Origin of the sequence: Streptomyces sp. NPDC058691, from assembly GCF_042714775.1 — a bacterium.
Lineage (GTDB): Bacteria > Actinomycetota > Actinomycetes > Streptomycetales > Streptomycetaceae > Actinacidiphila.
Genome location: NZ_JBHXSO010000024.1, coordinates 92810 through 105149, shown reverse-complemented (window position 1 = coordinate 105149; position 12340 = coordinate 92810). Strand labels below are relative to the sequence as shown.

The following is a 12340-nucleotide window of genomic DNA, read 5'->3' as shown; positions in this document are numbered from 1 at the left end:
TTCAATTTTCCCGTGGACGCGGCACGCTGGAATGCACAAGGCCGGAGCCCCATCCCTCACGAGGGGGTGGAGAGGCACGGCAACGACGAACAGGCCGGCAGAGCGGCCGGTCGGAGGGAATGCGATGGCCAGGACACTCGCGGAAAAGGTCTGGGAGGATCACGTCGTGCGGCGCGCCGAGGGCGAGCCCGACCTCCTCTTCATCGACCTGCATCTGCTCCACGAGGTCACAAGCCCGCAGGCTTTCGACGGTCTGCGGATGAACGGCCGCCCGGTGCGCCGGCTGGACCTCACCATCGCGACCGAGGACCACAACACCCCGACCCTCGACATCGACAAGCCGATCGCCGACCCGGTCTCGCGTACGCAGCTGGAGACGCTGCGCAAGAACTGCGCCGAGTTCGGGGTGCGGCTGCACCCGCTGGGCGACGTCGAGCAGGGCGTGGTGCACGTGGTCGGCCCGCAGCTGGGCCTGACCCAGCCGGGCATGACCGTGGTCTGCGGAGACAGCCACACCTCCACCCATGGCGCTTTCGGGGCGCTGGCGTTCGGCATCGGCACCAGCCAGGTCGAGCACGTGCTGGCCACGCAGACGCTGCCGCTGGCCCCGTTCAAGACCATGGCGATCACCGTGGAGGGCGAACTGCCCGAGGGCGTCACGGCCAAGGACCTGATCCTGGCGATCATCACCAAGATCGGTACGGGTGGCGGCCAGGGCTATGTCATCGAGTACCGCGGCTCGGCCATCGAGAAGCTCTCGATGGAGGCCCGGATGACCATCTGCAACATGTCGATCGAAGCGGGCGCCCGGGCCGGCATGATCGCGCCGGACCGGACCACCTTCGACTATCTGCAGGGCCGTGCGCACGCCCCGCAGGGCGAGGACTGGGACGCGGCGGTCGCCTACTGGGAGACGCTGAGGACCGACGAGGACGGCGTCTTCGACCACGAGGTCGTCATCGACGCCGCCTCGCTCTCCCCGTTCGTCACCTGGGGCACCAACCCCGGCCAGGGCGCCCCGCTGAGCGCCTCCGTACCGGACCCGGCGTCCTTCGCCGACCCCAGCGACCGACTGGCGGCCGAGAAGGCACTGGAGTACATGGGGCTGGAGGCCGGCACGCCGCTGCGGCAGGTCGAGGTCGACACGGTCTTCGTCGGCTCCTGCACCAACGGCCGCATCGAGGACCTGCGCTCGGCCGCGTCGGTCGTCAAGGGCCGCAAGGTGGCCGACGGTGTGCGCATGCTGGTCGTGCCCGGCTCGGTCCGGGTCGCGTTGCAGGCCGTCGAGGAGGGCCTGGACAAGGTCTTCAAGGAGGCCGGCGCCGAATGGCGGCACGCCGGTTGCTCGATGTGCCTGGGTATGAACCCCGACCAACTGGCCCCCGGCGAGCGCTCCGCGTCCACGTCCAACCGCAACTTCGAGGGACGGCAGGGCAAGGGCGGCCGCACCCACCTGGTCTCCCCCCAGGTCGCCGCCGCCACCGCGGTCAACGGTCACCTCTCGTCCCCCGCCGATCTGCCCGGCGTCGCCGTCCTGGAGGCCTGAGAACCATGGAAGCTTTCACCACGCACACCGGCCGGGCGGTCCCGCTGCGCCGCAGCAACACCGACACCGACCAGATCATCCCGGCCCACTGGCTGAAGAAGGTCACCCGCAACGGCTTCGAGGACGGCCTGTTCGAGGCCTGGCGCAAGGACCCCGAGTTCGTGCTCAACCGGCCCGAGCGCCGGGGTGCCAGCGTCCTGGTCGCCGGCCCCGACTTCGGCACCGGCTCCTCCCGCGAGCACGCCGTGTGGGCGCTGCAGAACTACGGCTTCAAGGCTGTGATCTCCTCCCGCTTCGCCGACATCTTCCGCGGCAACTCGCTGAAGAACGGCCTGCTCACCGTGATCCTTCCGCAGGAGACGGTCGAGCGGCTGTGGGAGCTCACCGAGGCCGACCCGACCGCCGAGATCACCGTGGACCTCCAGACCCGCGAGGTCCGCGCCGAGGGGATCACCGCGCCCTTCGAGTTGGACGACAACGCCCGCTGGCGGCTGCTGAACGGCCTGGACGACATCAGCCTCACCCTGCAGAACGAGCCGGACATCGCCGCCTACGAGGCCGGACGCCCGTCCTTCAAGCCGCGGACCCTGCAGGTCTGAGCCCTTTCGGGCCCCCATTCCGGCCCACCCGCAGCGCCCCCCGCCCTCACCGGGCGGGGGGCGCTGCGGCGTGTTCGGCTCCACACCTCGTGACAACTCACCGCAGATGACACAATCGGCACATGGAACACGATGGCCAACTCGAGCTGTACGCGTTCCTCGCTGCCAGGTTGAAGCAGGCCCACACCCGTGTGGCGGGTCTGCAAGTGCCGGAGGAAGTCCGGGTGCAGTTGACCCGGAAACTCCTCGTCATCACCGCCGCCTCGAAGCACGATCTCGCAGGTGCGGCAAGGCGTCTGGAGGATCTGATGAAGGACCTCGACGAAGGCCGATTCCCCGATCAAGAGCCTTCCTGAGCCCGGAGTTCGTTGCGGCACAAGGGTGATTCGCCCGTTTCGTATTTGATTTGCGGTATATATCCGCCTAGCGTGCGAAAAAGGCCCGAACTCATCGCCGGGCAAGTTTCCGAAGGGGAAGACGTGAACAAGGCGCAGCTCGTTGAAGCGATTGCCGACAAGCTCGGCGGCCGTCAGCAGGCCGCGGAGGCGGTCGACGCGGTCCTGGACGCCATCGTCCGCGCGACCGTCAACGGCGACCGGGTCTCGGTGACCGGCTTCGGTTCGTTCGAGAGGGTGGAGCGTCCCGCCCGCTACGCCCGCAACCCGCAGACCGGGGAGCGGGTCCGGGTCAAGAAGACCTCCGTGCCGCGCTTCCGTGCCGGCCAGGGCTTCAAGGACCTGGTGAGCGGGACGAAGAAGCTCCCCAAGGCCGGCGAGGTCTCCGTCAAGAAGGCGCCCAAGGGCAGCCTGACCGGCGGCGTCACCGCAAAGGCCACCACGAAGAAGGCCGCCGCCAAGAAGACCACGGCGAAGAAGGCGGTCACCACCAAGGCGGCCGCCAAGAAGACCACGGCGGCCAAGACCACCGCGAAGAAGACCACGGCCGCCAAGACGACGGCCAAGAAGACGGCGGCCAAGAAGACCACCGCCAAGAAGGCCACCGCCAAGAAGACGGCGCCGGCGAAGAAGGCCCCCGCCAAGTCGGCGGCCCGCAAGACGGCCACCAAGCGCGCCGCGAAGCGGTAGCCGTCACCGACCCGACACAGCGACGGGCCGGGCACCCCCTCGGGGGCGCCCGGCCCGCTGCGTTGTTCCGGTATCCCCTGCCTCCCGGCGCCTCAGGCCCCGGGGTCGGCGAAGGTCTGCAGCGTCACGAAGACCACCCGGCGCGCCTCGCCGCTGCCCTCCGTGCGGATGCGCACCCGCTGGCCGGGCCGCAGCAGCCGCAACCCCCCTGCGTCGAACGCCGCCGCGTCGAAGGGCAGCGGCGTCCCGTCGTCCAGCAGCACGCTGCCGGCGCGGGTCTCGGGGTCGTAGGTGTACGCGGTCGCCTGCATGAGGGGCAGCCTATCCGGCCGTCCGCAGGCGGGCCCTGGGCCGGCCCGACCGGTCTCTTCACCCTGGTCACCCTGGAATCAGCCCGGCGCGGCCACCGGCTGGGCCCGCAGCAGTTCCCGGGTGCGCGGTCCGACGCCCAGGACCAGAGCCGCCCGCAGGTCCTCGCCCGTATCCACGTCCTGGCGCACGGAGTCCACGCCCGGCAGCGCGATCTCATGTGCGCCGGACGCCCGGTGACGGGCCCGGGAGGCGCCGCCGAAGGCCGGATCGAGCGGCGTCCCGGCCGTGGCCGCGAGCAACGTGGTGCCGATTCCGGCCGCATCGGCCAGAAATGCCCGTCCAGGGCGCCCGGCGGCCGCGTCGAGCACCGCGGCCAGCTCCAAGGGCCGCAAGGCCGGGAGATCGGCGTTGAGGGCCGCCACGGCGGCTTCCGGGCGCAGCCGGCGGACCTGGTCGGTGCCGTACGCCAGCGCGGCGTTGAGTCCCGCCGCGGGGAAGTCCGCCACCACCCGGGCGCCGAGCGCCGACAGCGCGGTCCCGGCGAGGGGATCGTCCGTGACGACCGTCACGTCCAGCACGGCGGGGCAGGCCAGCCCCGCCGCGACGGTGTCCTGGGCGAAGGCCAGTGCCAGCCCGGGCCGCACGGGCCCGGCGGCCGTCGCGAGCCGGCTCTTGGCCGCGGCCAAGGGCTTCAGCGGAACGACGAGCGACCATTTCGACGAGTTCACTGCTACCGACACCGAACTATTGTGCTCGGGGTTTCCCAAGGCCACCGCCACCGTGGCTCCACCCTGGCGTTACGGTGGCTTACCGGCGACACTTGTGCGGCTGCACCGGCCGTACGACGGTGCGCCGTCCCACAGCACGGCCGCGATCCGGTGATCCCGGGTCGGCGGCGGAACGAGGAGGAGTTCTGGTGTCCCGCCGCAGAATCGGCTTCTGGTACCGGCTCGCAGCAGTCATCGCGAAACCGCCGCTCGTCGTCCTGTTCAAGCGGGACTGGCAGGGAATGGAGCACATTCCGGCCGTCGGCGGATTCATCACCGCGGTCAACCACAACTCGTACCTCGACCCGCTGTCGTACGCGCATTTCCAGTACAACACCGGGCGCGTCCCACGCTTCCTGGCGAAGGCGCCGCTGTTCAAGCCGGCGTTCGTCGGGGCGATCCTGCGCGGCACCGGCCAGATCCCCGTGTACCGGGAGAGCACCGACGCCGCCAACGCCTTCCGGTCCGCGGTGGACGCCATCAACTCCGGCGAGTGCGTCGCCTTCTACCCCGAGGGCACGCTGACCCGCGACCCCGAGATGTGGCCGATGGTCGGCAAGACCGGCGTCGCCCGCGTCGCGCTGATGACCAAGGCGCCCGTCATCCCGGTCGCGCAGTGGGGCGCCAACGAGGCCGTCCCGCCGTACGCCAAGGAGAACAAGGTCAGCCTCTTCCCGCGCAAGACGCTCAAGGTGCTCGCCGGCCCGCCGGTGGACCTGTCCGCGTTTTACGGGCAGGAGCTCACCGCCGAGGTGCTCAAGGAGGCCACGGACGTCATCATGGCCTCGATCAGCGACCTGCTCGGAGAACTGCGCGGCGCGACCCCGCCGGCCGAGCGCTTCGACCCGCGCAAGCAGAGGGGAACCAGCAAGTGACGACGCGCTGCGCGGTCTACGGCACCGGCTCCTGGGGCACCGCCTTCGCGATGGTGCTCGCCGACGCCGGGGCCCGGGTGACCATGTGGGGGCGCAGCCCCGAGGTGGTCCAGGCCGTCAACAGCACTCACGCCAACCCGGACTACCTCCCCGGGGTCGAGCTGCCGCCGTCGATCACGGCGACCACCGACCCCGCGGAGGCCGCCCAGGACGCGGAGTTCGTGATCCTCGCCGTACCGTCGCAGACGTTGCGCGGCAACCTGGCCGCGTGGCAGTCGCTGCTGCCGTCCGACTCGGTGCTGGTCAGCCTCATGAAAGGCGTCGAACTCGGCACCGCCAAGCGGATGAGCGAGGTCATCGCGGAGGTCGCCGAGGCCGGCCCGGAGCGCGTCGCCGTGCTGTCCGGTCCCAACCTGGCCAAGGAGATCGCCGCCCGGCAGCCCGCCGCGTCGGTCGTCGCCTGCCGCGACGAAGCCGTCGCCAGGCGGCTGCAGGCCGCCAGCCACACCGCGTACTTCCGCCCGTACACCAACACCGACGTGGTCGGCTGCGAACTGGGCGGCGCCGTCAAGAACGTCATCGGCCTGGCCGTCGGAATCGCCGACGGGATGGGGCTGGGGGACAACACCAAGGGCTCGCTGATCACCCGCGGCCTGGCGGAGACCACCCGGCTCGGCATCGCGCTCGGCGCCGACCCGCTGACGTTCTCGGGTCTGGCGGGCCTGGGGGACCTGGTCGCCACCTGCTCCTCCCCGCTGTCCCGCAACCACACCTTCGGCTTCAACCTCGGCAAGGGCATGACGCTGGAGGAGACCATCTCGGTCACCCGGCGCACCGCCGAGGGCGTCAAGTCCTGTGAGTCGGTGCTCGACCTGGCCCGCCGGCACGGTGTCGACATGCCCATCACCGAGACCGTGGTCGACATCGTCCACAACGGCAAGCAGCCGGTCGTCGCGGTCAAGGAGCTGATGTCGCGTTCCGCCAAGTCGGAACGCTGACGTCCGGAACGGTAAGGTCAACGCGACATGAGCATTCAGCCTTCTTCACGCAAGCCACGCGTCGCGGTCGTCTTCGGTGGACGCAGCTCCGAGCACGCCATCTCGGTCGTCACCGCGGGCGCCGTGCTGAGCGCCATCGACCGCGACAAGTACGACGTGCTGCCGATCGGCATCACCACCGACGGACGTTGGGCGCTGACCGCCGACGACCCGTCGCGGATGGCGATCGCCGAACGCACGCTGCCGAGCGTCGCGCAGCTCGCCGAGTCCGGGGAGGGCTCGGTGGTCCTGCCGGTCGACCCGGCCAACCGCGAGGTCGTCTACAGCGAACCCGGTTCGGTGCCCAAGGCACTCGGCGACGTCGACGTCGTCTTCCCCATGCTGCACGGCCCGTACGGCGAGGACGGCACCCTCCAGGGGCTGCTGGAACTGTCCGGCGTGCCCTACGTCGGCTCGGGCGTGCTGGCCTCGGCCGTCGGCATGGACAAGGAGTACATGAAGCGCGTCTTCACCTCCTTCGGCCTGCCGGTCGGTCCCTACGTCGTGATCCGGCCGCGCGAGTGGGAGAACGATCCCGCGGCCGCCCGCCGCAAGGTCGTGGAGTTCGCCGCCGACCACGGGTGGCCGGTCTTCGTGAAGCCGGCCCGCGCCGGCTCCTCCATGGGCATCAGCAAGGTCGACGACCTCGCGGGCTTGGACGAGGCGATCGAGGAGGCCCGCCGCCACGACCCCAAGGTGCTCGTGGAGTCGCTGCTGCGGGGCCGTGAGATCGAATGCGGAGTCCTGGAGTTCGAGGACGGCCCGCGCGCCTCGGTCCCGGCCGAGATCCCGCCGGTCACCTCGCACGACTTCTACGACTTCGAGGCGAAGTACATCGACTCCGCCGAGGGTCTGGTGCCCGCGCCGCTCACCGCCGAGCAGACCGCCGAGGTCCAGCGGCTCGCCGTGGCCGCGTTCGAGGCGGCGTCGTGCGAGGGCCTGGTCCGCGCGGACTTCTTCCTGCTGGACAGCGGCGAGTTCGTGATCAACGAGATCAACACCATGCCGGGCTTCACGCCGATCTCCATGTACCCGCGCATGTGGCGGGAGAGCGGGGTCGCCTACCAGGAGCTCGTGGACCTGCTCATCCAGGCGGCCCTGCGCCGCCCCACCGGACTGCGCTGACCCGGGACCCCGGGACCCCGGGACCCCGGGACCCCGGGACCTCGGGGCTCCGGGACCTCAGAGTTCTGAGGGGATGGCCTTCTTGACGGCGTTCCCGAGGTCGGCCAGCGGGTTGACCTCGGGGGCGTACTTCGCGGGCACGCTCACCTCGACGAACGTGGCGCGCCCGGTGGTCGTGAAGCGGTAGCCGTCGCCGGTCTGCTCCATGAGCCAGCTGACGCCGTTGACGTCCACGGCGTCCGCGGTCGGGTTGTACGTCGTGCTGCCCGGCGTGAGTGTCGCGGGCCGGGGCACACCGCAGCGCAGTACCACCGTAGGATCCCCCCAACCGGCGGTGAGCGTGGAGACGGGCGACAACGACCGTACGGACAGCCCGTCCACCCGGTCCGGCAGCGCGTCGTGGAGGCGGTCGCACAGCGCGGCGGCCTTGGCGGAGGGCGACGGGACGGCGACCCCGCTCGCCGGCGCTCCGTCGGCCGACACGTAGACCGCCGCCGCGGAAAGGCACGCGACGGCGGACACGGAGACAAGCGCGACCCGGCGGCGGTACATCACCCGCCGAGCCTACAGGGGGGTTAGAGGTGGACGACCGGGCAGGTCAGCGTGCGGGTGATGCCTTCCACCTGCTGCACTCTCGCCACCACGAGACGACCGAGGTCGTCGACCGTCTCCGCCTGGGCACGCACGATCACGTCGTACGGCCCGGTGACGTCCTCGGCCTGGATCACCCCGGAAATCTTGGAGATCACCTCCGCTACTGCCGAGGCCTTCCCGACCTCGGTCTGGATCAGAATGTACGCCTGTACCACGGAACCTCCAGGGCGGCTACGAGGATCATGTGGGAGGGAACGTCACGGTACCGCGTCGCCGCACGCCGCGGGGAGACCCGCGCGGTACCGGACGCCCGAAAGCCGCCACGGAAGCGATGACGGAACAGAATCAGGACCGACCGGCCAGGTGAAGGGGACAGTGGGATGAAGGGCACCGTGGGCGAACTGGGGGAGTTCGGGCTCATCAGGGAGTTGACCTCGCGGCTCACCTCCAGCCCCGCCGTACGGCTCGGACCGGGTGACGACGCCGCCGTCGTCTCCGCGCCGGACCGGCGCGTCGTGGCCACCACCGACGCGCTCCTGGAGGGGCGGCACTTCCGCCGCGACTGGTCCACCGCCTACGACGTGGGCCGCAAGGCCGCCGCCCAGAACCTCGCGGACATCGCCGCGATGGGCGCGGTGCCGACCGCCGTGCTGCTCGCCCTCGTCGTCCCTGCCGATCTGCCGGTCACCTGGCCGCTGGAGCTGATGGACGGCATCCGCGACGAGTGCCAGGTGGCGGGTGCGGCCGTGGTCGGCGGCGACGTCGTGCGCGGCGACACGATCATGGTCTCCATCACCGCGCTGGGCGACCTGCGCAGCCGTGAACCCGTCACCCGGTCCGGGGCCAGGCCCGGTGACATCGTGGCCGTCACGGGCTGGCTCGGCTGGTCCGCGGCCGGACTCGCCGTGCTCGCCCGCGGCTTCCGTTCCCCACGCGCCTTCGTCGAGGCCCACCGCAGGCCCGAACCGCCGTACCAGGCGGGGCCTGCCGCTTCCGAACTCGGGGCGACCGCGATGACCGACGTAAGCGACGGACTCATCGCCGACCTCGGGCACATCGCGGCGGCGAGCGGCGTGACCATCGACCTGACGTCCGCCGACGTCGACGTCCCGGCGCAGATGGCCGACATCGGGCAGGCCGTCGGCGTCGACCCGCTGCACTGGGTGCTCACCGGCGGCGAGGACCACGCCCTTGTCGCCGCCTTCCCGCCGGACACCAAGCTGCCCGCCCGCTGGCGGGTGATCGGCCGCGTGGTGAAGGCCACCACCTCTCCGCAGGTCACCGTCGACGGCGCGCCCTGGGAGTCGGCGGGCGGCTGGGACCACTTCGGCGACGAGTGAGGGCGGCGGCTAGATTCGCCGTATGACGATCCCACCGCGTGTGCTCACCGTCGCCGGCTCCGACTCCGGCGGCGGCGCGGGCATCCAGGCCGACCTCAAGACGATGCTGGCCCTCGGGACGCACGGCATGAGCGTGATCACGGCCGTGACGGCGCAGAACTCGCTCGGTGTGCAGGGTGCCTGGGAACTTCCGGTGGACGCGGTGCGCGCCCAGTTCCACAGCGTCGTCGACGACATCGGCGTGCAGGCCGTCAAGACCGGCATGCTCTCCTCACCGGCCCTCGTCACGGCCGTCGCCGAACTGCTCGCCACGCTCGGCGTTCCGGTGGTCGTCGACCCGGTCGGCGTCTCCAAGCACGGCGATCCGCTGCTGGCCGCCGACGCCGTCGAGGTCGTCCGCACCCGGCTGCTGCCCCTGGCCACCGTCGCCACCCCGAACCTGGACGAGGTGCGGCAACTCACCGGCGTGGTGGTCGACGGCGAAGCAGGGCTGCGCGAGGCCGCCGCGGCGATCCTCGCCCTCGGCCCGCGCTGGGCGCTGATCAAGGGCGGCCACCTGGACGGCGATGCCGTGGACGTGCTGACCGACGGCTCCGAAGAGCACTGGCTGCGCGCCCCCCGCCATGACAACCGTCACACCCACGGCACCGGATGCACCCTGGCCGCCGCCGTGGCCTCCTACCTCGCCCGCGGACTGGACGTCCCGGACGCGGTCGGCGCCGCCAAGGAGTACGTCACCGGCGCCATCGCCGCCGGCTTCCCCCTGGGCGCGGGCATCGGGCCGGTCGACCACGCGTGGCGGCAGCGCGGCTGAACCGCCCCGCGGGAACCGGGGACACAGCAGAAAGCCGGTCCACCCTGAGGTGGACCGGCTTCGAGTAGCCGCAAGGCTGCGCTACGACGTCGAATGCGTCAGCGCGCGACCTTGCCGGCCTTGATGCACGAGGTGCAGACGTTGAGGCGCTTCGGCGTCCGCCCGACCACAGCACGCACCGTCTGGATGTTGGGGTTCCAACGACGGCGAGTACGGCGGTGCGAGTGCGAAATGTTGTTGCCGAAGCCCGGCCCCTTGCCGCAGACGTCGCAGTTGGCAGCCACGGGTCACTCCAAAGACTTCAGATGCACTAACGGATAGATCCCACCGGTGTCGGACGTCCGTTCAAAAACATTTGAAGGAAAACCGGTGGTACCGAGGGACGGCCCGGGACAGCCCCGGGCAACCGGAGCAGCATACTACGTCCGCTCCTGTCCCTCGAAACTACCATGGTCAGCGGGACGGCCCGGTCCCCGCCGGGTCCCGCGCCTCAGTACGCTGCGTGCGGAACCCTGCCTTCTCCCCAGGTCCCTGGCCGCCCCCCCCCGCAGGAGGAACACGTGCCGCCGACGCTCGACGCCCCCGCGGTGCGCGCATGGTGCCGGCTCGCCCTCCAGGCTCTCGGCCGGGCGCGCGAGGAGATCGACGCGATCAACGTCTATCCCGTCGCCGACGGGGACACGGGCACCAACATGTACCTCACCGTCGAATCCGCCGCCCAGGCCGTCGACGCGGTCTTCGACGGGCACGCCGCCTCCGGCACCGAGCCCGACCTCTCCTCGTGCCTGCACTCCATGGCACACGGCGCCCTCATCGGGGCCCGCGGCAACTCCGGCACGATCCTCGCCCAACTGCTGCGCGGCATGACCGAAGTACTCGCCTCCGGCTCCGGGGACCTGCGGCCCGCGCTGCGCCGCGCCGCGGAATCCGCGTACCAGGCGGTCGCCCACCCCGTCGAGGGCACCATGCTCACCGTGGCGGCCGCCGCGGCCGAGGCCGCCGCCGCCACGGCGGACGCGGCCGCTGACGCCTGGGCGGTGGCCCGGGCCGCGTACGAGGGCGCGCGCCGCGCGCTGGCGGCGACCCCGGCGCAGTTGGACGTCCTCGGGAACGCCGGCGTGGTCGACGCCGGCGGCCGGGGGCTGGTGGCCGTGCTGGGCGCCCTCGCAGACGCGGTCTCAGGACAGGCCCCCATGGGCCCGCTCGTCGACGCCCTGCCCAAGGGACCCGCCCTTCCCTTCGGCTGCGCGCCCGGCGGCGACGGGGACGACCCCCATGTCGTGCCCGGCGGACCCGGCTTCGAGGTGGTCTACCTCCTGGACGCACCCGACACGGCCGTCGGCGGTCTGCGCCGCAGACTCGACGGACTCGGCGACTCCCTGGTCGTCGTCGGCGGCGACGGCCTGTGGAACGTCCACGTGCACGTCGACGACGTCGGCGCCGCCATCGAGGCCGGGATCGAGGCCGGACGGCCGCACCGCATCAAGGTCACCCACTTCGGCGACCAGGCCCGCGGCCACGAGCGCGGCCGCCGCGGGCAGCGCGGCGAGCCCGCGCTGCGCGCCGTCGTCGCCGTCGTACGCGGCGACGGCCTCGCCGCGCTGTGCGCCGAGGCGGGGGCGGTGGTCATCGCCGTCCGGCCCGGGGAGCCGCCCGCCAGCGGCGAGATCGCGGAGGCCATCCGCCGCGCGTACGCCCGCGAGGTCGTGCTCCTCCCCAACGACGTCGAACTGCGGGACGCCGCGGGTGCCGCGGCGGAACAGGCCCGTACCGAGGGGGTCCGGGTCGCCCTCATCCCCACGCGGTCGGCGGTCCAGGGCATCGCCGCCCTCGCCGTCCACGAGCCCACCCGGCGGTTCGACGAGGACGTCGTCGCGATGACCTCGGCGGCGGGCGCCACGCGTTACGCCGAACTCGCCGTCGCGGAGACGCAGTCCTGGACCATGGCGGGCGTCTGCCAGGCCGGCGACGTCCTCGGGCTCATCGACGGCGACGTCGCCATCATCGGCGGCAACCTCGTGGAGACCGGGATCACGGTGCTCGACCGGATGCTGGCGGCGGGTGGGGAGATGGTCACCCTGGTGCTCGGAGCCGGCGCGCCGGCCGATCTGGCGGGGCGGCTCGAGGCCCATGTCCGGGAGGGGCACCTGGCGGTGGACACGGTGGTGTACGCGGGGGGGCAGGAGCGGTGCCCGCTCCTCATCGGGGTCGAGTAACCCCCACCGGCTGTCAGGCGCAGAGCCGAC

Annotated in this window: 15 protein-coding genes; 10 read left to right on the top strand and 5 right to left on the bottom strand. The window is 71.7% G+C overall.

Translation table 11 applies throughout. From position 1 onward, the window contains the following. Nucleotides 1–124 precede the first annotated feature (124 nt). The 4 genes from leuC (at nt 125) to ACFWVC_RS19010 (ending at nt 3230) form a co-directional block, all read left to right on the top strand. Nucleotides 125–1546 (top strand): 3-isopropylmalate dehydratase large subunit, encoded by a 1422-nt coding sequence (gene leuC, locus ACFWVC_RS19025; protein ID WP_384286758.1) that lies wholly within the window; start codon nt 125–127, stop codon nt 1544–1546. A 5-nt stretch (nt 1547–1551) separates the two neighbouring features. Then, nucleotides 1552–2145, top strand: a complete 594-nt coding sequence (gene leuD, locus ACFWVC_RS19020) for a 3-isopropylmalate dehydratase small subunit (RefSeq protein ID WP_384286756.1) — start codon at nt 1552–1554, stop codon at nt 2143–2145. Nucleotides 2146–2267: 122 nt separating this feature from the next. Further along, nucleotides 2268–2501 (top strand): hypothetical protein, encoded by a 234-nt coding sequence (locus ACFWVC_RS19015; RefSeq protein WP_319659763.1) that lies wholly within the window; start codon nt 2268–2270, stop codon nt 2499–2501. A 123-nt stretch (nt 2502–2624) separates the two neighbouring features. Beyond that, nucleotides 2625–3230 (top strand): HU family DNA-binding protein, encoded by a 606-nt coding sequence (locus ACFWVC_RS19010; RefSeq protein ID WP_384286750.1) that lies wholly within the window; start codon nt 2625–2627, stop codon nt 3228–3230. A gap of 92 nt (nt 3231–3322) precedes the next feature. Here the strand turns inward: ACFWVC_RS19010 and ACFWVC_RS19005 are convergent, their stop codons facing one another. Further along, nucleotides 3323–3541, bottom strand: coding sequence for a hypothetical protein (locus ACFWVC_RS19005; RefSeq protein ID WP_319659761.1), 219 nt, complete (start codon nt 3539–3541; stop codon nt 3323–3325). Between the two features lie 78 nt (nt 3542–3619). After that, entirely contained in the window at nt 3620–4282 is a 663-nt protein-coding gene (cofC, locus tag ACFWVC_RS19000; protein ID WP_384286743.1) for a 2-phospho-L-lactate guanylyltransferase, read from the bottom strand. 176 nt (nt 4283–4458) lie between these two features. Between cofC and ACFWVC_RS18995 the strand changes: the two genes are divergently transcribed. Genes ACFWVC_RS18995 through ACFWVC_RS18985 form a run of 3 tightly spaced genes read left to right on the top strand, consistent with a single transcriptional unit; the run spans nt 4459 to nt 7346 of the window. Continuing rightward, a complete protein-coding gene (locus ACFWVC_RS18995) occupies nt 4459–5184 on the top strand; it encodes a lysophospholipid acyltransferase family protein (RefSeq protein ID WP_384286741.1) in 726 nt (241 codons plus the stop codon). Further along, nucleotides 5181–6182, top strand: a complete 1002-nt coding sequence (locus ACFWVC_RS18990) for an NAD(P)H-dependent glycerol-3-phosphate dehydrogenase (RefSeq protein WP_384286739.1) — start codon at nt 5181–5183, stop codon at nt 6180–6182. The genes ACFWVC_RS18995 and ACFWVC_RS18990 overlap by 4 nt, the downstream gene beginning before the upstream one ends. Nucleotides 6183–6209: 27 nt before the next feature. Further along, the gene (locus ACFWVC_RS18985) at nt 6210–7346 is read left to right on the top strand and encodes a D-alanine--D-alanine ligase family protein (RefSeq protein WP_384286735.1); all 1137 of its coding nucleotides are present in this window, start codon (nt 6210–6212) and stop codon (nt 7344–7346) included. A 57-nt stretch (nt 7347–7403) separates the two neighbouring features. Here ACFWVC_RS18985 and ACFWVC_RS18980 read toward each other — a convergent pair whose 3' ends face one another. Together ACFWVC_RS18980 and ACFWVC_RS18975 are read right to left on the bottom strand one after the other, a co-directional pair. Then, complete coding sequence (locus ACFWVC_RS18980) at nt 7404–7898, bottom strand: DUF3515 domain-containing protein (protein ID WP_384286818.1); 495 nt, start codon at nt 7896–7898, stop codon at nt 7404–7406. Nucleotides 7899–7921: 23 nt separating this feature from the next. Next, nucleotides 7922–8155: an Lrp/AsnC ligand binding domain-containing protein gene (locus ACFWVC_RS18975; protein ID WP_319659755.1), complete on the bottom strand. Its 234-nt coding sequence runs from the start codon at nt 8153–8155 to the stop codon at nt 7922–7924. 165 nt (nt 8156–8320) lie between these two features. Here ACFWVC_RS18975 and ACFWVC_RS18970 point away from each other — a divergent pair, with 165 nt between their 5' ends. Together ACFWVC_RS18970 and thiD are read left to right on the top strand one after the other, a co-directional pair. Then, on the top strand, nt 8321–9280 hold the full coding sequence (locus ACFWVC_RS18970) for a thiamine-phosphate kinase (RefSeq protein WP_384286732.1): 960 nt from the start codon (nt 8321–8323) through the stop codon (nt 9278–9280). Nucleotides 9281–9302: 22 nt separating this feature from the next. Next, on the top strand, nt 9303–10094 hold the full coding sequence (gene thiD, locus ACFWVC_RS18965; protein ID WP_384286729.1) for a bifunctional hydroxymethylpyrimidine kinase/phosphomethylpyrimidine kinase: 792 nt from the start codon (nt 9303–9305) through the stop codon (nt 10092–10094). A gap of 98 nt (nt 10095–10192) precedes the next feature. On the opposite strand, the gene rpmB is transcribed toward thiD, so the two are convergent. Then, on the bottom strand, nt 10193–10378 hold the full coding sequence (rpmB, locus tag ACFWVC_RS18960; RefSeq protein ID WP_014628431.1) for a 50S ribosomal protein L28: 186 nt from the start codon (nt 10376–10378) through the stop codon (nt 10193–10195). A 276-nt stretch (nt 10379–10654) separates the two neighbouring features. Here rpmB and ACFWVC_RS18955 point away from each other — a divergent pair, with 276 nt between their 5' ends. Beyond that, complete coding sequence (locus ACFWVC_RS18955; RefSeq protein ID WP_384286726.1) at nt 10655–12310, top strand: DAK2 domain-containing protein; 1656 nt, start codon at nt 10655–10657, stop codon at nt 12308–12310. The last annotated feature ends 30 nt before the right edge of the window (nt 12311–12340 follow it).